16 protein-coding genes are annotated in these 17,315 nt (G+C 72.8%); 8 read left to right on the top strand and 8 right to left on the bottom strand.

Translation table 11 applies throughout. The features are described from left to right. Positions 1–3 precede the first annotated feature (3 nt). Positions 4–978 carry an SGNH/GDSL hydrolase family protein gene (locus tag ACFE7W_RS09875; RefSeq protein ID WP_375424592.1) on the bottom strand — a complete coding sequence of 325 codons (975 nt, stop codon included), beginning with the start codon at positions 976–978 and terminating at the stop codon, positions 4–6. A gap of 216 nt (positions 979–1,194) precedes the next feature. Here ACFE7W_RS09875 and ACFE7W_RS09870 point away from each other — a divergent pair, with 216 nt between their 5' ends. Continuing rightward, the gene (locus ACFE7W_RS09870) at positions 1,195–2,793 is read left to right on the top strand and encodes a GAF domain-containing sensor histidine kinase (protein WP_375424591.1); all 1,599 of its coding nucleotides are present in this window, start codon (positions 1,195–1,197) and stop codon (positions 2,791–2,793) included. Positions 2,794–2,799: 6 nt separating this feature from the next. Here the strand turns inward: ACFE7W_RS09870 and ACFE7W_RS09865 are convergent, their stop codons facing one another. The 3 genes from ACFE7W_RS09865 to pdhA are packed head-to-tail and all read right to left on the bottom strand — an operon-like array spanning position 2,800 to position 6,365. Then, positions 2,800–4,257, bottom strand: coding sequence for a dihydrolipoamide acetyltransferase family protein (locus tag ACFE7W_RS09865; RefSeq protein ID WP_375424590.1), 1,458 nt, complete (start codon positions 4,255–4,257; stop codon positions 2,800–2,802). Positions 4,258–4,269: 12 nt separating this feature from the next. After that, the gene (locus ACFE7W_RS09860) at positions 4,270–5,244 is read right to left on the bottom strand and encodes an alpha-ketoacid dehydrogenase subunit beta (RefSeq protein ID WP_375424589.1); all 975 of its coding nucleotides are present in this window, start codon (positions 5,242–5,244) and stop codon (positions 4,270–4,272) included. Then, positions 5,241–6,365, bottom strand: a complete 1,125-nt coding sequence (gene pdhA, locus ACFE7W_RS09855; RefSeq protein ID WP_375424588.1) for a pyruvate dehydrogenase (acetyl-transferring) E1 component subunit alpha — start codon at positions 6,363–6,365, stop codon at positions 5,241–5,243. Before pdhA ends, ACFE7W_RS09860 begins: the two co-directional genes overlap by 4 nt. Positions 6,366–6,594: 229 nt before the next feature. On the opposite strand from pdhA, the gene ACFE7W_RS09850 reads away from it, so the two are divergent. After that, on the top strand, positions 6,595–7,455 hold the full coding sequence (locus tag ACFE7W_RS09850; protein WP_375424587.1) for a serine protein kinase RIO: 861 nt from the start codon (positions 6,595–6,597) through the stop codon (positions 7,453–7,455). On the opposite strand, the gene ACFE7W_RS09845 is transcribed toward ACFE7W_RS09850, so the two are convergent. The 3 genes from ACFE7W_RS09845 to ACFE7W_RS09835 all read right to left on the bottom strand — a co-directional run bounded on the left by ACFE7W_RS09845 (position 7,443) and on the right by ACFE7W_RS09835 (position 9,724). Beyond that, positions 7,443–7,865, bottom strand: a complete 423-nt coding sequence (locus ACFE7W_RS09845; RefSeq protein WP_375424586.1) for a PPOX class F420-dependent oxidoreductase — start codon at positions 7,863–7,865, stop codon at positions 7,443–7,445. The two genes, ACFE7W_RS09850 and ACFE7W_RS09845, sit on opposite strands and share 13 nt — an antisense overlap. A gap of 135 nt (positions 7,866–8,000) precedes the next feature. After that, on the bottom strand, positions 8,001–9,179 hold the full coding sequence (locus tag ACFE7W_RS09840) for a pyridoxal phosphate-dependent aminotransferase (protein ID WP_375424585.1): 1,179 nt from the start codon (positions 9,177–9,179) through the stop codon (positions 8,001–8,003). After that, positions 9,176–9,724, bottom strand: a complete 549-nt coding sequence (locus ACFE7W_RS09835) for a CGNR zinc finger domain-containing protein (protein WP_375424584.1) — start codon at positions 9,722–9,724, stop codon at positions 9,176–9,178. The genes ACFE7W_RS09840 and ACFE7W_RS09835 overlap by 4 nt, the downstream gene beginning before the upstream one ends. Positions 9,725–9,831: 107 nt before the next feature. Here ACFE7W_RS09835 and ACFE7W_RS09830 point away from each other — a divergent pair, with 107 nt between their 5' ends. Beyond that, a complete protein-coding gene (locus tag ACFE7W_RS09830) occupies positions 9,832–10,833 on the top strand; it encodes a DMT family transporter (RefSeq protein ID WP_375424583.1) in 1,002 nt (333 codons plus the stop codon). Here the strand turns inward: ACFE7W_RS09830 and ACFE7W_RS09825 are convergent. Further along, positions 10,830–11,438 carry a YdeI family protein gene (locus ACFE7W_RS09825; RefSeq protein ID WP_375424582.1) on the bottom strand — a complete coding sequence of 203 codons (609 nt, stop codon included), beginning with the start codon at positions 11,436–11,438 and terminating at the stop codon, positions 10,830–10,832. The genes ACFE7W_RS09830 and ACFE7W_RS09825 overlap by 4 nt on opposite strands. Positions 11,439–11,458: 20 nt before the next feature. Here ACFE7W_RS09825 and ACFE7W_RS09820 point away from each other — a divergent pair, with 20 nt between their 5' ends. The 5 genes from ACFE7W_RS09820 to cobF all read left to right on the top strand — a co-directional run bounded on the left by ACFE7W_RS09820 (position 11,459) and on the right by cobF (position 17,285). Beyond that, positions 11,459–12,448: a methylenetetrahydrofolate reductase C-terminal domain-containing protein gene (locus ACFE7W_RS09820; protein WP_375424581.1), complete on the top strand. Its 990-nt coding sequence runs from the start codon at positions 11,459–11,461 to the stop codon at positions 12,446–12,448. A gap of 9 nt (positions 12,449–12,457) precedes the next feature. Continuing rightward, positions 12,458–13,201 (top strand): class I SAM-dependent methyltransferase, encoded by a 744-nt coding sequence (locus tag ACFE7W_RS09815; protein WP_375424580.1) that lies wholly within the window; start codon positions 12,458–12,460, stop codon positions 13,199–13,201. Next, positions 13,198–14,949, top strand: coding sequence for a thiamine pyrophosphate-dependent enzyme (locus tag ACFE7W_RS09810; RefSeq protein ID WP_375424579.1), 1,752 nt, complete (start codon positions 13,198–13,200; stop codon positions 14,947–14,949). The genes ACFE7W_RS09815 and ACFE7W_RS09810 overlap by 4 nt, the downstream gene beginning before the upstream one ends. Positions 14,950–15,024: 75 nt before the next feature. Then, a complete protein-coding gene (locus ACFE7W_RS09805) occupies positions 15,025–16,494 on the top strand; it encodes a cobyric acid synthase (RefSeq protein ID WP_375424578.1) in 1,470 nt (489 codons plus the stop codon). After that, entirely contained in the window at positions 16,491–17,285 is a 795-nt protein-coding gene (cobF, locus tag ACFE7W_RS09800) for a precorrin-6A synthase (deacetylating) (RefSeq protein ID WP_375424577.1), read from the top strand. Before ACFE7W_RS09805 ends, cobF begins: the two co-directional genes overlap by 4 nt. Positions 17,286–17,315: the final 30 nt, after the last annotated feature.

Below are 17,315 nucleotides of genomic sequence, written 5' to 3'. Positions count from 1 at the left end.
CGCTCAGGTCCGGGGGCGGGCCGCGCCGGCCACCGCGTCGGCGTAGGCCTGCTGCCCCAGAGCGTTCGGGTGGAAGCTCGCGGTCGCGACACTGGGCGGGTTGGTCGGGTTGACGACCAGTCCGTTCACCCACGGAGTGCCGGTGCTGCAGACGTTGTGGCCGGTGAAGGCCCCGGCCACGTCGACATAGCGGGCCCGGACCCCCTGGTGCCGGGCGCGCGCCACGCTGCTCTCGAGGGCGGCGTTGAGCCGGTCGCTCTTGGCGCGGATCCAGTTCGCGTCGGCCGCGGTGACGAACAGCGGTACCTGCTGGCCCCCCAGCGGCAGCGAGGCGACCGGGCAGCCGGCCGGACCCGGGAAGGACAGCCCGAACAGGCGCGGGTAGCCGGTGACGTAGATCCGCGCCTGCGGGGCGCGGCGGTGGATCCTGCGCAGCAGCTGCGGCATGGCCTGACCGTTCAGTCGCGCCGTCGCCAACGTCACCGCTCGGTCATCGCGGCTCGAGCAGCCCGGCGCGCCGGGTACCAGCCCGGCCGGGGCCGGCGGCGGGGCGTAGACGCAGTCGCGGAGGACGGCGGCGAATCCGACGTCGTTGCCGCCGATGGTCAGCGTGACCGTCTGGGTGCGGCCCGACAGCGCCCGGAGCTGGGACGGCTCGGCGGCGGAGCCCGCCAGCAGCGTGGCGGTCGTCGCGCCCGAACAGGCCACGGACCGCACGTCCCGCCACCGGCGGACCCCCGAGGACTCGAGCAGGGCCGGATAGGCCCGGTCGGAGCGGTGGCACTGGTCGGTCGTGGTGTCGGAGCCGGGGAGGTAGGGGCCCAGGCCCTCCCCCGCGGCGAACGAGTCACCCAGAGCGACCGCGCGGGCTGGCGGCGTCGGGGCCGCGACCGCGGTCTGCGGCGCCGCGCTCGCGAGCAGCGGTAGGGCCGCGACAGCGCAGAGGAGGAGGGATCGGACCGACCGGGCGTTGGGCATCGGGGGCTGCTCCTTCTGGCGACGCGGGGGGCATCGGCCAGGCTCACTCTGTGGGATCGGGCGCACCGGCGCAAGAGTCGTGGCTGAAGTCGAATCGGGCACCCGGAAGCTGTCCGCTTCAGCGCCGCCTCGCGTAGAATGTTCGGGTCACCGCGACACACGACAGGTGCGGCGACGAGCGTGTCCGCCTCGGGGGTTCGTTGAGGCTGGAGCCCAGTGATCGAATACCTGGCCGGCGTGGACCGGCACGGGTCACGTACCCCGGTGGACGTGCCGCCCGAGTCCGCAGTGCCCGAGCGCGTCGCCGTCCTTCGACTGCAGCTGCTCGAGGACGCTGTGGTGACCGCGGGTCCCGAGCTGACGGTGCACGACCGGCTCCACGCTCTGCTCGGGGCTCTCCTGGCCGAAGAGACGATCGTGAGGGCCACCGCCCGCATCGTGGATCCCCAGGGTGGCGCCGACCGAACGCTTGTTGTCGGGGAGGTTGCCGGGTCCGCCGAGGGAGGTGACCACGACACGACTGAGGGCCGCGACCGCTTCAGGGTGCCGCTGACCGGACGGTCCGGGGCGATCGGCGACCTGGAGCTGGTCGGCCCTGCCGACGGCACCCCGATCAGCGCACTCAGCCGACAGCTGGCCAGGAGTCTCGCGGCGGTGACGGCGCGGGCCCTGGACGTCGCCGGACCCGAGGAGAAGCGACGTCAGGACTACCGGTGGCTCGAGGCCTCGGTGGAGATCAACGGCCGGCTGATCCGCGGCTTCGACTCTGAGCTGGAGCTCTGGCAGCTGATCGCCCGGCGGGCGGCCGAGGTCGCCGACGCCCGTACGGTCACGTTGTGCGCGCCCTCTCCCGAGTCCGCCGGCATGATGCGGGTGCTGGTCGCCGCCGGTCACGGAGCCGAGGAGCTGACCGGCGACGAGTACCCGATCGCCGGTTCGCTGGCCGGCCAGGTGATGGAGACCGGTCGCGGCCAGCTCGGTTCCCCGGACGACTTCTACTGCCTGCACACCACGGTCAAGGCGGACAGCAAGATCGCCGAGACCATGGCCGTCCCGCTGCAGAGTGCGGAGGGGGTGCGGGGGTCTCTCGTCCTCAGCCGTTCGGCCGAGCAGCCGCCCTTCACCACCGCGGAGGTCAAGCTGGCCGAGGACTTCGCCGACCGCGCTGTCATCGCGCTCGAGCTCAGCGAAGCCAACGCTCTCCGGCACCGCGTGCAAGCGGCCGAGGAACGGGAGCGGATCGCCGCCGACCTGCATGACCACGTCATCCAGCAGCTGTTCGCCATCGGCCTACGGCTGCAGAGCTCGGCGCACCTCACCGACAGCGCCGAGGTCCGCGAGCGGCTGTCCCACAGCGTGGAAGCCCTGGACGAGACCATCCAGCGGATCCGAACCACCATCTTCAACCTGACGTTCGAGGTCGATCCGGAGACCTCGCTCCGGGCCAGGCTGATCGCCCTGGTGACCGAGCTGGAGCCGGTGCTCGGCCTCCGGCCGACCGTGCGGTTCCTCGGGCCGGTCGACACCGTCGGGACGCCGGAGCTGGACGAGGACGTGGTGGCGGTGGCCCGCGAGTCGCTCACCAACGTCGCCAAGCACGCGCACGCGACCAGGGTGAGCCTCACCCTGGACGCACGGGGTGACCAGCTCAGCGTCACGGTCCGGGACGACGGCATCGGGTTGGGACCGTCCAAGCGCCGCAGCGGGCGAGCGAACCTCGAGCGCCGGGCGGCCCAGCGCGACGGCTCGATGACCCTCGACTCAACCGAGGGCGAAGGCACCAGCCTGACCTGGACGGTGCCGACCCACTTCTAGGAGGCGTCAGAACAGCAGGCCCAGCCCCGGGTCGGTGAGGATCTGCGCCACGGCGGCGAGGAACGTCGAGCCCTGGGCGCCGTCGGCGAGCCGGTGGTCGAACGAGACTGCGAGCGTGGTGACCCAGCGCGGCTCGATCCGCTCGTCCCCGCCGGTACCGACGACCCACGGCTGACGGGTGACCTGGCCGAGACAGAGGATGCCCGACTCACCCGGGTTGAGGATCGGCGTCCCGGCGTCGACCCCGAAGGTGCCGACGTTGGTGATGGTGAACGACCCCCCGGCCATCTCCGCCGACGTCGTCCGACCCTCCCGGGCCGTGAGCACCAGGGCGTTGATCGCCTGGGCCAGCTCGAGCAGGGGCAGGGTCTGCGCGTTCTTGATGTTGGGGACGACCAGCCCGCGGGGGGTGTTCGCGGCGATCCCGAGGTTGACCGAGTCGAGCTGCACGATCTCACCCGCCGGCTCGTCCCAGAACGAGTTGAGCTCCGGCGTCCGGCCCAGGGCCAGGCAGACGGCCTTGGCCACGATGAGCAGCGGCGAGATCCGCACCTCGCGGAACTCCCGACGCACCTTCAGCCGCTCGACCAGCTCCATCGTCTGGGTCACGTCGCAGGTCAGCCACTCGGTGACGTGGGGCGCGGTGAACGCCGACCGGACCATCGCCTCCGCCGTCGCCTTGCGGACGCCACGGATGGGGATGCGGACATCTCCGCTCGTCGCCGCCGCGGGGGTCTCGGTGGTCTGCGGTTCGGGGGATGACGCCGTGGCCACGTCGTCGCGGGTGATGACGCCGCCGGGGCCGGAGCCCGTGAGGGTGGCGAGGTCGATCCCGAGGTCCTTGGCCAGCTTGCGGACGGGCGGCTTGGCCAGCACGGCACCGCCGGTCAAGGCAGGCTCAGGCGCCGTAGAGCCGGGACCGGGCAGCGGGGCGGCCGGCGCCGAGATGGTCGTGCTCGCCGCGGCGTGCAGGGGTTCGCGATCGTCGGCGCGGCGCGAGACGGGGACGTCGGTGGCGAAGGTGCTGGAGAGCTCGTCGTGCACCTGCTGGGGCGCGGGGTCGCCCGTCCGGCCCTTGCGCGGACGGCGACTGCTCGCGCCGGTGCTGGGGCCGTAGCCGACGAGGTTGGGCACCCTCTTGCCGCCGTCGCCGCCGCCGGACATGCCGTCGCTGGGTTCGACGACCTGCTCGGGCTCCGGCGCACCGACCCCGTCGTCGATCGCCCCATCCTCAATGGCGATGATCGGCGACCCGACGTCGGCGGTCGTGCCCTCGGCCACCAGCAGGGCGGTGACCGTGCCCGCGTACGGGCTGGGCAGCTCGACCAAGGACTTGGCCGTCTCGATCTCGAGCAGGATGTCGTTGACCTTGACGGTGTCGCCGACGGCTACCCGCCAGGTCACGATGTCGGCCTCGACCAGCCCCTCGCCGGGGTCGGGCAGCTTGAACTCACGGACGGCCATTCAGGACGCCTTTCAGTACGCCAGCGAGCGGTCGACCATGTCGAGCACGCGGTCCAGGTCGGGCAGGTAGCCGTCTTCGGCCTTGCTCGGCGGGTACGGGGTGTCGAAGCCGCCGACGCGCAGTACGGGAGCCTCGAGGGAGTAGAAGCACTGCTCGCTGATCCGCGCGGCGAGCTCGGCACCGAGGCCGAGGTTCAGCGGCGCCTCGTGCACCACGACGACGCGCCCGGTCCGCTGCGCGGACTCCGCGACCACCGCCATGTCGAGCGGGGAGAGCGAGCGCAGGTCGATCACCTCGAGGTCGCGGCCCTCGTCCGCGGCCGCCGCGGCGGCGTCGAGGCAGGTCTTCACCATCGGCCCGTACGCGACCAGGGTGGCGTCTCGGCCGGACCGGCGGACCGCTGCCGCGTGCAGGGGCAGCGGGGTCGCGCCCTCGTCGACCTCGCCCCTCTCGTGGTAGCGCCGCTTGGGCTCGAGGAAGATCACCGGGTCGTCGGAGGCGATGGCCTGCTGCATCATCCAGTACGCGTCGACGGAGTTGGAGCAGCTGACCACCTTGAGCCCGGCGGTGTGGGCAAAGTAGGCCTCGGGCGACTCGCTGTGGTGCTCGACCCCGCCGATGCCGCCGCCGAACGGGATCCGGATGACCAGGGGCATCGCCACGGCACCCCGGGTGCGGTAGCGCAGCTTGGCCACCTGGCTGACGATCTGGTCGAACGCGGGGTAGACGAAGCCGTCGAACTGGATCTCGCACACCGGGCGGTAGCCGCGAATGGCCATCCCAACCGCGGTGCCGATGATCCCGGACTCCGCGAGCGGGGAGTCGATCACCCGGTCCTCGCCGAAGTCCTTCTGCAGCCCCTCGGTCACCCGAAAGACCCCGCCCAGCTTGCCGATGTCCTCACCGGCGAGGACGACCTTGGGGTCGGCCTCCAGCGCGCGACGCAGACCCGCGTTCAGGGCCTTCGCCATGGTCAGCTTGGTCATCGGACCCCCTCCTCCTCGAACGTGGAGACGTACTCCGCGTACCCCGCCTGCTGGCTCGCCAGGTAGGGCGTCTGCTCGGCGTAGACCCAGTCGAAGGTCTCGGTCAGGGCGGGCTCGGGCAACGCGAGACAGCTGGCTCGCAGCTCGGCGGCGAGAGTGTCCGTCTCGGCCTCGATCGCGGCGAAAAAGACGTCATCGGCCAGGCCGCCGCGCTCCAGGTAGGTCCGCACCCGGGAGATGGGGTCCTTCAGCCGCCACTGCTCGAGCTCGTCGGCCATCCGGTACTTGCTCGGATCGTCCGACGTCGTGTGGGCGCCCATCCGGTAGGTGTAGGCCTCGATGAGGGTCGGACCGTTGCCCGAGCGCGCCCGTTCCAGGGCCGCCGCCGTGACCGCCCGCACGGCCAGCACGTCGTTGCCGTCGACCCGGACGCCGGGGAAGCCGAAGCCCGACGCCCGCCGGTAGAGCGGGATCCGGGACTGGCGCTCGATGGGCTCGGAGATGGCCCACTGGTTGTTCTGGCAGAAGAAGACGACCGGCGCGTTGTAGGAGCTGGCGAAGATGAAGGACTCGTTGACGTCGCCCTGGCTGGTGGCGCCGTCGCCGAAGTAGGCGATCACCGCGGTGTCGCGGTCGGCGTCGCCGGTGCCGACCAGGCCGTCCCGCTCGATCCCCATGGCGTAGCCGGTGGCGTGCAGGGTCTGGGAGCCGATGATGATCGCGTACGGCCCGAAGTGGGTCTCCTCGATGTCCCAGGCCCCGTGGTCCACGCCGCGGAACATCGCCAGCAGCCGCAGCGGGTCGACGCCGCGGACCCACGCGACGCCGTGCTCGCGGTAGGTGGGAAAGGCGAAGTCCTGCGGGGCCATCGCCCGGCCGGAGCCGACCTGCGCGGCCTCCTGGCCGAGGCTGGACGCCCAGACGCCCAGCTCACCCTGGCGTTGCAGGGCCGTTGCCTCGGCGTCCACCCGACGGCTGAGGACCATGTCGCGGTAGAAGCCGCGGATGTCCTCGTCGCTGCCGGTGAAGCGGTAGTCGGGGTGCTCGCGACGCTCACCGTCCGGGGTCAGCAGCTGGATCAGCTCCTGCTCCACCCGTTCCTGCTCCAGGCTCCCGCTCACGATCTCCTCCTCCGCTGGCCCTTCGTCGGGCTCAGGATCCGGCTCAACGTACCGCCGAGGTCCGGGCGTTGAGAAAACAAGTTGCGGGTCCTAGTTCTTCTCGCTCAAGGTGGTTCGCAGCTGGTCCGGCGGGCTCGATCGAGCCCAGAGCAGAGGAGGTGCGACGTGTTCCACGACGTCTTCGGGTTGCCTGCGACCCACCCCTCTCACCCTGGAGCTCTCCTTCCTCATGCTGCACCCCCTACCCGGTCCGGCCGACGACGCCGCACCGCTCTCCGAGTCCTCGCTTCCTGACGACTTCACCTACGTCGAGACCGACGACCTCCGACCCGGCCAGCGCTGGTCCACCTGGGACGACATCGGCGTCCTCGCCGGACCCGAGCCGTGGCCGGACTGGCTCGTCACCACCGACGCCGCCGTCGACACCGAGCTCGGCATCCTCAAGACCGGCAAGGAGGCCGACGTCTTCCTGCTCGAGCGCGCCGACGCCGACGCCTCGGTCGTGCTGGCCGCCAAGCGGTACCGCGGTCTGGACCACCGCCTCTTCCACCGCGACGCCGGCTACACCGAGGGCCGACGGCTGCGCAACACGCGGGACCGGCGGGCCACGGCGAAGGGCACGCGGCACGGCCGGTCCGTCCAGGCCGGTCAATGGGCGGCGGCCGAGTTCGACTGCCTGAGCCGCTTCTGGTCCGCCGGACTGCCGGTGCCCTATCCGGTCCAGCTGGACGGGACCGAGATCCTGATGGAGCTGGTCGCCCTGGAGGACGGCTCGGGCGCACCCCGGCTGGCCCAGACCCGGCCGCCGCGGGACCTCCTGGAGACGTACTGGGAGCAGCTGGTCGACGCCGTCCGCGGGATGGCATCCTTCGGGCTGGCGCACGGGGACCTGTCGCCGTTCAACGTGCTGGCCACCGGAGAGCGACTGGTGCTGATCGACCTGCCGCAGGCCGTCGACATCATCACCAACCCCCAGGGGATGGAGTACCTGACGCGTGACTGCACCAACATGGCCACCTGGTTCGCCGCCCGGGGGCTGGACGTCGACGGCGGTGAGCTGCTCGCCGACGTCCTGACCTACGCGTTCTGAGTCGCGTCCGGCGTGACCCGCAGCCCCACCCGAGCCCGAGGGTTCTTCCGGGGCAGCCGTTCCAGCAGCGTCACCAGCCGGAACTGCAGGCCGTACTTGGGGGCAAGCAGGTCTCTGACGTGCTGCACGTCGCTGGGCTCGGTGAGCACCTCGGCCCGACCGGTGAAGCGTGGCGCGTCCGGCGCGACCTTGCCACCTCGGCTGCAGGGCACCAGCTCGACCCGGTCGTCGCGGCGCAGCCGCCTCACCTTGCCGGTGCCGTCGACCGTGGTGACCAGCAGGGCGTCCCCGTCCCGTACCACCCAGACCGGGGTCGGCACGCCCTCGCCGTTGCGACGGAAGGTGGTCAGCGACATGAATGGCTCCCGCTCGAAGACGGTCAGCGCCTCGGGCGTGGGTTCGGTGGGCATGTGGCCAGTGTCCTCGGCCTGGCCCGATCAGGCCTGCCTTGCCCTGGAAATCTCAATCCAGTTGCCACCGCGGGGTCGGTCTCAGGCGGGAGGAACGACCCGGCGGCTCGACTGGAGTGAATTTCTCAGGGCCGCTCAGCGGAAACCGGTCTGGAAGCGGTGGATCCGGACCAGGGCGGCGCCGACGGTCTCGGGGCCGGCGGCCAGGGAGATGCGGACGGCGCTGCCGCCGTGGACCGGGTCGAAGTCGGTGCCCGGGGTGAGGGCCACCCCAACGGACTCCAGCAGGGCCGAGCACCAGGCGACCGAGTCGGCCTGCGGAGCGAGGGCCTCGTCCAGCTCGGCGTAGACGTAGAAGGCGCCGTCGGCGGGGGCGACCGCACCCCAGCCGAGGTCCGGGATCGCCTCCAGCACCAGCCGGCGAGCGTCGGCGTAGCTCTCGACCGCGGCCGACGCCTCGGCGTAGGAACGCTCGGTGAAGGCGGCGAGGGCCGCGTGCTGCGCCGGGACGGGCGCGCAGAGCGCGAGGTTGCCGGCCAGGGCGTCGACGGAGCCGCGCAGATCATCCGGCACTAGGCACCAGCCCAGCCGCCAACCGGTCATCCCCCAGAACTTGGAGAACGACGACACCACGACGGCGCTCCGGTCCGTCGTCCAGGCGCAGCCACCGACCGAGCCGTCCGCGGTGATGCCGTGGTAGATCTCGTCGCTGACCAGCCGGACGCCGTGTGCGGCACACCACCGGCCGATCGCGGCCAGCAGCTCGGCGTCGACCATGGTGCCGGTGGGGTTGGCCGGCGAGGCGAGCACCAGACCGGCCAGCGGGGCTCGGGCGTGAGCCCGCTCGAGCATCGCCACGTCGGGTGAGAAGCGGGCGGCCGGCCCGGCGTCGAGGTCGACGACCTCACAGCCGAGAGCGGTGAGGACGTTGCGGTACGCGGGGTAGCCCGGTCGGGCCAGTGCCACCCGGTCGCCGACGTCGAAGGCGGCCAGGAAGGCTGCGGTGAAAGCTCCCGAGGAGCCGGTGGTCACGGCGATGGCGTCCGGGTCCACCGCGAGTGAGTACCACCGGCGGTAGTGCTCCGCCAGGGCCTCCCGCAGCGGCCGGATGCCCGCGGTCTCGGAGTAGCCGAGCGGGGACGGGCCGCTCATCAGCTCCGTCATCGCCCGCCGGACGTCGGACGGGGCTCCTCCCGAGGGCTCGCCGGCACACAGGGACACGACGTCGCGGCCGGCGGCCCGCAGCTCGGCCACCCGGGCCAGGACGCTCATCACGGCGAACGGGGGCACCTGACCGCGGCGGGAGACGGTCACCGGGCGCTCCGGAGCCGAGCCCGGTACGCCGCCACGTTGGCCCGGTTACCGCAGCCGGAGTCGCAGTAGCGCTTGGAGGAGTTGCGGGACAGGTCGACCAGGACGGCCGAGCAGTCGTCGGCGGCGCAGTGCTTGAGCCGGCCGAGGTCGTCGCCCCGGACCAGGTCCAGGAACGCCATCGCCACCTCCGCGCCGAGCCGGTGGGCCACCGGGGCGTCCGGGCGGGTGACGTGCAGGTGCCAGTCCCACTCGTCGTGCCGGCTCAGGTAGGGGCGAGCGTCGGACTGCTCGAGCAGCTCGTTGACCCGGGCCGCGACCTCGTCACGGCCCGCGGCCGACCACAGGGTGCGCAGCTGGGCGCGCAGGGCCCGGACGGCGTCCAGCTCGGCGCGGGTGCCCCGTCGGGTTCCCGACATGTGGTGCTCGTCCAGCCAGGCGTCGAGCTGCGCGGGGGAGGTCAGGCTGTCCCCGTCGTCGGGGTCGTCGGTGTTGACCAGCGCAGCCGCGTCGGCCAGCGCGATCTCGGTGTCATGAGCGAATTGCATGTTGACTCCTGACGAAACGCCCGGATAGTGTCATGAGTGTAGTCGTCGTTCGGTGATGACACCTCGCCCGCCGCAAGCAGTCGCAGCGCCTCGACAGGAGCACCACCTTGACCACCACGGAGCTGGCCGCCACGTCCGACGCCACGACGCCGCACCCGGGCCGCACCGTGACCTCCGGCCTGGCGATCGCGCTGGTCTCCGCCGGGTCGTTCGGGCTCTCCGGACCTCTGGCGCGGTCCCTGCTCGACCTGGGCTGGACGCCTGCCGCCGTGGTCGCGATCCGCATCACCGGCGCATTCGCGTTGCTCGTGATCCCCTGCGCGCTCAGCCTGCGCCGGACCGGCCTGCCATCGATGCGCCAGTCGGGGCGGCTGTTGCTCTACGGCATGGTCGCGGTGGCCGGTGCCCAGCTCTGCTACTTCAGCGCGGTCCAGCGGCTCTCGGTCGGGGTCGCGCTGCTGCTGGAGTACCTCGCCCCGGTGCTGCTGATCCTCTGGACCTGGGCGAGCAGCCGGCGCCGGCCGGCGGTGTCAGTGTTCGTCGGCGCCCTGCTCTCACTCCTCGGGCTCGCCTTCGTCCTCGATCTGCCCAGCGTGCTGAAGTCACGGGGCGGCGCGACGCTGGACCCGGTCGGGGTGCTCTGGGGGCTCGGGGCCGCTCTCTGCCTGTGCTGCTACTTCGTGCTCAGCCAGAGCAGCGGGGACGGGGCGCCCATCCCGCCGCTGCTGCTGACCACCGTCGGGCTCGGCGTCGGCGGCCTGGTGATCGTTGGCCTCGGGGCCGTCGGCGTGCTGCCGCTGGCGGCGCGGACCGGCAGCACCGCGCTGGCCGGGGCGAGCATCCCGTGGTGGCTGCCCGTGCTGCTCCTGGTCACGGTCAGCGCCGTGTTCGCCTACCTGACGGGCATCATCGCCGTCCGCCGGCTGGGCACGTCGGTGGCGTCCTTCGTCTCGCTGTCGGAGGTGCTGTTCGCCGTGGTCTTCGCGATCGTGCTGCTCGACCAGCAGCCCACCGGCACCCAGCTGGTCGGCGGGGTCCTGGTCCTGGCCGGCATCGCGGTGGTCCAACGCGGGTCCGCCCGGCCGCGCGGCCGGTCCGTCCAGGACTAGGCCTTCGGGCGCCACTGGTTGGCGCGCTCACCGACCGCGGCCCGGGCGGCGGTCTCCTCGACCCGCTTGGCGCGGGTGGGTGCGGTCCTGGCCTGGACGATCCACTCGAGCAGCCCCCGGCGGGCCGAGGGCGGGAAGCGGCCCCACCGCTCCTCGGCGCCCGGATGGGCACGCAGGGCCACCAGCAGGTCGGCCGGCTCCACCAGGTCCTCGACCTCGTCCAGCAGCGACCAGGTCCCGTTCTGCTCCGCCCGCGCGATCGCCCGCTCACCCGCCTCGGCCATCAGTCCGGCCTGCCGCAGCTCGGCCACCCGACGCTTGTTCGGCCGCGACCAACCGCTGCGGGGCTTGCGTGGAGCGAAGTAGAGCATCGTCCGCTCGTCGTCGAGGCGGCGGCTGGTGCTGTCCACCCAGCCGAAGCAGAGCGCCTCGCGGACGCTGTCCTCGTAGCCCACCGAGGGTCGCCCGGTCGCGGACCGCCACGACACCAGGTTCACCCCGCGCTCGCGGTCGTGGTGCTCGGCCAGCCAGGCCCGCCACTCGGCGCGGGTCTCCGCGTGCACCTGCTCGACGCCCTCGGCCATCTCGCCTCCCTGCCCCGGCATCCTCGTGGAAGGCTGGGGCGATGTCGACCAGCTGCCCGAAGCGGATGGTCCACGGCCCGTGCGGCGGTGTGCGTCCCGACCTGAGCTGTGAGATGGCGCCTCGACCCTGCGCCTTCGTCGACGTCGACGAGGTGACGGCCGTGCCGGCCGTCCCCGCCGTCCCACCACCGACACTGCCGATGGTGCTGACCGACCTCAGCGCGCCCGCCGCCGACGCCGCCGCCCTCGAGGCGACCGCCCGCCGGCTCGCCCCCAGCTGCGACGCGCTGCTGGTCGGGGACCACCAGGACCGACCGGACTTCCCGCCGTCCATGCTGGCCCGGCTGATCGCCGACGCGGGCGGCCGGCCCTGGGTCACGCTGGCCTGCCGCGACCGTAACCGCGTGGTGCTGGAGACCGAGCTGCAGGGGATCCGGCACGACGGCCTGGCCACCGTCCTCTGCGTCACCGGCGACGGCCGCGCCTACGACGTCCGGCCCGACGTCACCCAGGTCTTCGACCTCGAGGGCACCCGGCTGGCCGGGCTGGCCGCCTCCCTCGGGCTGAGCGCCGCGGTGGCCGAGACGCCGACCGCGCCCCCGGTACGTCTCCGGCCGCAGCGGCTGGTCCGCAAGCAGCAGGCCGGAGCCGCCGTCGCTGTGCTCAACCACGTCCGCTCCGCCGACGACGTGGCCGCCTTCCTGACGGCCGCCCGCGCCCTCGGTCTGACCATGCCGGTGATCGCCTCAGTCGCGGTCTACACCGACGAGCGGTCCGCCGCCGTGCTGACCCGGCTCCCCGGCCTGGAGATCGACCCGGCGGCGGTGGCCGCGGTGCTCGGCGCCGCCGACCCCGTCGCGGCCGGGATCGCCGCCGCGGTGTCCGAGGCCGAGAACCTGCTGGCCGTCCCGGGTGTGGTCGGGGTCAACCTGTCCGGGATGGCCTCGGCCCGGGGTCGGGCCTACGCGGCAGACGTGCAGGCCGAGATCGGGCTCCGCATCCGCGCGGGAGAGGCGCGGCTCAGCGGGTAAGGGCAGCTCGTGAGCAGCCAGATGAAGGCGGAGTTCGACACCGTCGCGGCCTGGACGGCCGACGTCGCCCTGGACCTCGGCCCCGACCACCACCTGCCGGCGGGCTGCCGGGGTTCGGGCAGCCCGGGCGCCCTGCGCTGGCTGCTGGACCGGTTGGCCGTCCGTCCCGGGGACCGGATGCTCGATGCCGGGGCCGGGGTGGGCGGACCGGCCGCCTTCGCCGCGGCGGAGACCGGGGTCCGTCCCGTGCTCACCGAACCCGAGGCGGGCGCCTGCCGGGCTGCCCGACGGCTCTTCGACCTTCCGGTCGTGCAGGCGGGGTCACCGCTGCCGTTCGCCGCCAACACCTTCGACGTCGTCTGGTGCCTCGGTGTGCTCTGCACCGTGCCCGACCAGGCACAGCTGATGAGCGAGCTCGGCCGGGTGCTGGCACCGAGCGGTCGGCTGGGGATGCTGGTCTTCGTGGCCGACCGTCCGTTGCCCGAGCACCCGGTGGGCAACGACTTCCCGACCGCCGCACGGCTGGCCGCCCTGGTGACCGGCGCGGGACTGCAGGCCCGCGACAGCGGGTCGGCCGCCGACTTCGCCGCCGCGCCGCCGCACTGGGCGGACCGGGCCGCCGCCGTGGACGCCGAGCTGGAGCGTCGGCACGGCGACGACCCCGCCTGGCGGGTCGCCGAACGGCAGTCGGGCATCATCGGGCGGCTGCTGCAGACGGGTGCGCTGAGCGGCACGCTTATCGTGGCCGGATGAGCCGGACGGTGGCGGACGACCTGGTCGAGATCCTGGTCGCCGCGGGGGTGCAGCGGATCTACGGACTCGTCGGGGACAGCCTCAACGCGTTCAGCGACGCGATCCGGCGCCGCGGCCCCAGCCGCGAGGGCGGCATCGACTGGATCCACGTCCACCACGAGGAGGCCGCCGCGTTCGCCGCCTCGGCCGAGGCCCAGCTGACGGGCCGGCTCGCGGTCTGCGCCGGCAGCTGCGGGCCCGGCAACACCCACCTGATCCAGGGCGTGATGGACGCGCACCGTTCCAGCGCCCCCGTCCTGGTGCTGGCCAGCCACATCCCCTCGGCCAACATCGGCACCGGCTTCTTCCAGGAGACCAAGCCCGAGCTGCTGTTCGGACCGGCCAGCCACTACTGCGAGCTGGTCTCCCAGCCCGAACAGCTCCAGCGGATGACCCACGTCGCCGTGCAGAACGCGGTCGGAAAGGGGGGCGCGGCGGTGCTGGTCATCCCCGGCGACATCCTCGAGGCCGGTTCGGCGTCGGAGGTACGGGCGAACGCGCTCGTCACGGCCCGGCCCCGGCCGGCCCCCGAACCCGAGGCCGTCACCGAGCTGGCCGGCCGGCTGAACGCGGCGCGGAAGGTGACGATCTTCGCCGGCACCGGCGCGGCCGGGGCACGGGAGGAGGTGCTGCAGCTCGCGGCACTGCTGCACGCCCCGGTCGGGCACAGCCTGCGGGGTAAGGACGTCTTCGGCTACGACAACCCCTACGACGTGGGCATGACCGGACTGCTCGGCTACGGAGCCTGCTACACGGCGCTGCACGGGGCCGATCTGCTGCTGATGCTCGGCACCGACTTCCCCTACGTCGACTTCCTGCCCACGGCCAACAACGTGCAGGTCGATCTGGACCCCTCGCACCTCGGCCGCCGCGCCCCGATCGTCCAGGGTGTCGCGGCCGACGTCGGACTGACCCTGCAGGCACTGCTGCCGCTGATCGAGCCCGAACGCAAGCACGGCTTCCTCGACGACATGCTCACCCAGCACCAGACGTTGGTGCGGCGCGGCGTCCACACCTACGACCACGACCCGGCCGAGAAGCAGCTGATCCACCCGGAGTACCTCGCGGCGCTGGTGGACCACGAGGCGGCGGCCGACGCGGTGTTCACCGTGGACACCGGGATGGACTGCACTTGGGCCGCGCGCTACCTCACGCCCAACGGGCAGCGCCGGATGATCGGCTCCTGGGTGCACGGCTCGATGGCCAACGCGTTGCCCATGGCTGTCGGCGCCCAGGTCGCCTACCCCGGCCGGCAGGTCGTCGCGCTGTCGGGCGACGGAGGGTTGGCGATGCTGCTCGGCGAGCTGCTCACGGTCAAGACGCACCGGCTGCCGGTCAAGGTGGTGGTGTTCAACAACTCGAGCCTGGGCATGGTGCGGCTGGAGATGCTGGCCGCCGGCGACCCGCCCTTCGAGACTGACCATGATGCCGTCGACTACGGGGCCATCGCCGCCGGCGCCGGATTCTGGTCCCGGCACGTCGAGGACCCCGTCGAGCTGCCGGACGCCGTGGCCGCCTTCTTCGCCGCCGACGGCCCCGCCCTGCTCGACGTGGTCACCGACCCGAACGCGCTGTCGGTGCCGACCCACCTCACCGGCGCCGAGGTGAAGGGGTTCGCCGGCTCACTGAGCAAGGTGGCGCTGACCGGTGGGGTCAAGGAGGTCTGGGACATCGCCCGGAGCAACCTGCGCAACATCCCGCACCCCTGATATGGATACGGTGCTGCGGACTGCCGCGTACTCACGGCACTCCGCAGCAGCGTCTTGTCTCCTAGGGTGTTGCCGGTGAACGCCTCGGGACTGCTGGTCGCCGGCACGTCCTCCGACGCCGGCAAATCGCTGGTGGTGACCGGGCTGTGCCGCGCGCTGGCCCGTCGCGGGGTGGCGGTGGCGCCATTCAAGGCCCAGAACATGAGCAACAACTCCGCTGTCTGCGCCGACGGCGCCGAGATCGGCCGCGCCCAGTACCTGCAGGCCCAGGCCGCCCGGGTCCAGCCCGAGTCGGCGATGAACCCCGTGCTGCTCAAGCCCGGCTCCGACCGACGGTCGCACGTCGTGCTGCGGGGCCGTCCGGCCGGGACGCTCGAGGCCGGGGAGTACGCGACGGGCCGCGCCCACCTGGCGGCGGCCGCCTACGAGGCGTACGAGGACCTGGCCGGACGGTTCGACCTCGTGGTCTGCGAGGGCGCCGGCTCCCCGGCCGAGATCAACCTGCGGGCCGGGGACTACGTCAATCTCGGGCTCGCCCGACGCTTCGACCTGCCCGCGGTGGTGGTGGGCGACATCGACCGCGGCGGGGTCTTCGCCGCCCTCTACGGGACTCACGCGTTGCTCGCGCCCGAGGACCGGGCGGTGGTGACCTCGTTCCTGGTCAACAAGTTCCGGGGCGACCCGTCGGTGCTGGCTCCGGGTCTGGCGGAGCTGACGCGGCGGACGGGGGTGCCGTTCGCGGGGGTGATCCCGTGGCTCACCGGCGTCTGGCTGGACGCCGAGGACACCCTCGAGGTGGGGGTGTGGCGGCGGTGCGGGTCGCACCCGGGATCGCTGAAGGTGGCGGTGGTGCGGCTGCCGCGGGTCTCGAACCTGACCGACGTGGAGGCGCTGGCGGCCGAACCGGGCGTGGACGTGCTGGTCACCACCGAGCCGGACGTGGTCGACGGTGCCGACCTGGCGGTGCTGCCCGGCAGCCGGGCCACCGTCTCGGACCTGGCCTGGCTACGGTCGACCGGGATCGCGGCGGTGGTGGCCGAGCGGGCCGGGCGTGGGGCGCCGGTGCTGGGGGTGTGCGGGGGGTACCAGATGCTCGCCGAGACCATCGCCGACCCGGACGAGCCCGGCGCGGCTTCGGCGGTCCCGGGGCTGGGACTGCTGCCGACGCGGGTCGAGGTCTCCCCCGTCAAGGTGCTCGGCCGCCCGGTCGGTGCCTGGGACGGGCAGCGGGTCGAGGCGTACGAGATCCATCACGGAGTCGCCACGGCCACCGGCGACGCGGAGCCCTTCCTCGACGGGTTCCGGCGGGGCGAGGTCTGGGGCACCATGTGGCACGGCTCGCTGGAGAACGACGGCTTCCGGCGGGCCTGGCTGGCCGGTGTCGCGTCCACCGCCGGCTCGAACTGGACTCCCGAGCCCGGCGCGCCGTCGTACGGGGCCCGTCGCGAGGCCATGATCGAGACGCTGGCCGACGCCGTCGACGCCCACGTCGACCTCGACCTGCTGCTGACGGGTACCCGCGTGACGCTGGGGATCGACCGGTGAGCGTCGAGGTCGTGGTCGTCGGGATCGGGAGCGGCCTGGCGGCACACCTGACCGGCGAGGCCGTGGCGGCGCTGAACCGGGTGGACGTCTTCCTGGTGGCCGACAAGGGCTCGGCCGCGGCCGACCTGCGCACGCTGCGGACCGAGCTCTGCGTCGCGGTGATCACCCACCCCGGCTACCGGGTGGTGGAGGTGGCCGATCCCGAGCGCGGGCCCGACGCCGAACGGGACCGGGCCGCGTACGAGGCCGGGGTCCGCGACTGGCACCACGCCCGGGCCGAGCGCTACGCCGACGTGATCCGCCGCGAGCTGCCCGAGGGCGGAACGGTGGGCTTCCTGGTCTGGGGCGACCCGGCGTTCTACGACTCGACGCTGCGGATCGTCGAGTCGGTCGCGGAGCAGGGCGTCGAGCTGACGACGACGGTGGTGCCCGGGATCAGCAGCGTCCAGCTGCTGGCGGCGCGGCACCGGTTGGTGCTCAACGGCGTCGGTGGCTCCATCCACGTCACCACCGGCCGCCGACTGGTCGCCGACTACCACCCCGGCCTGGGCGACGTCGTGGTGATGCTCGACGGCGCCCTGACCTGCGCCCGGCTGCTCGAGGCCCACCCCGACCTGCACATCTTCTGGGGCGCCCAGCTCGGGCTGCCGGACGAGGCCCTGGTCGCCGGTCCGCTCGCCGAGGTCCTCGACGAGATCCGGGCGACCCGGCTCCGGCTCCGCGCCCACCGCGGCTGGGTGATGGACACCTACCTGCTGAGAGGCCCATCTCTATCACTTCCACTACCCTGACACTGTCAGTGTGCGAGAGATAGTGAAAGA

The sequence above is a fragment of the uncultured Friedmanniella sp. genome (genome assembly GCF_964244285.1).
Classification (GTDB): domain Bacteria; phylum Actinomycetota; class Actinomycetes; order Propionibacteriales; family Propionibacteriaceae; genus Microlunatus.
Note: the sequence above shows the minus strand (reverse complement) of the source record. Positions and strands in the feature narration are given on the sequence as shown.

Bases quoted from the DNA above. Each gene is read 5' to 3' on its own strand.
- ACFE7W_RS09875 (WP_375424592.1), bottom strand. From the start codon at position 978: ATGCCCAACGCCCGGTCGGTCCGATCCCTCCTCCTCTGCGCTGTCGCG.
- ACFE7W_RS09865 (WP_375424590.1), bottom strand. From the start codon at position 4,257: ATGGCCGTCCGTGAGTTCAAGCTGCCCGACCCCGGCGAGGGGCTGGTC.
- ACFE7W_RS09860 (WP_375424589.1), bottom strand. From the start codon at position 5,244: ATGACCAAGCTGACCATGGCGAAGGCCCTGAACGCGGGTCTGCGTCGC.
- ACFE7W_RS09850 (WP_375424587.1), top strand. From the start codon at position 6,595: ATGCTGCACCCCCTACCCGGTCCGGCCGACGACGCCGCACCGCTCTCC.
- ACFE7W_RS09845 (WP_375424586.1), bottom strand. From the start codon at position 7,865: ATGCCCACCGAACCCACGCCCGAGGCGCTGACCGTCTTCGAGCGGGAG.
- ACFE7W_RS09835 (WP_375424584.1), bottom strand. From the start codon at position 9,724: ATGCAATTCGCTCATGACACCGAGATCGCGCTGGCCGACGCGGCTGCG.
- ACFE7W_RS09825 (WP_375424582.1), bottom strand. From the start codon at position 11,438: ATGCCGGGGCAGGGAGGCGAGATGGCCGAGGGCGTCGAGCAGGTGCAC.
- ACFE7W_RS09820 (WP_375424581.1), top strand. From the start codon at position 11,459: ATGTCGACCAGCTGCCCGAAGCGGATGGTCCACGGCCCGTGCGGCGGT.
- ACFE7W_RS09810 (WP_375424579.1), top strand. From the start codon at position 13,198: ATGAGCCGGACGGTGGCGGACGACCTGGTCGAGATCCTGGTCGCCGCG.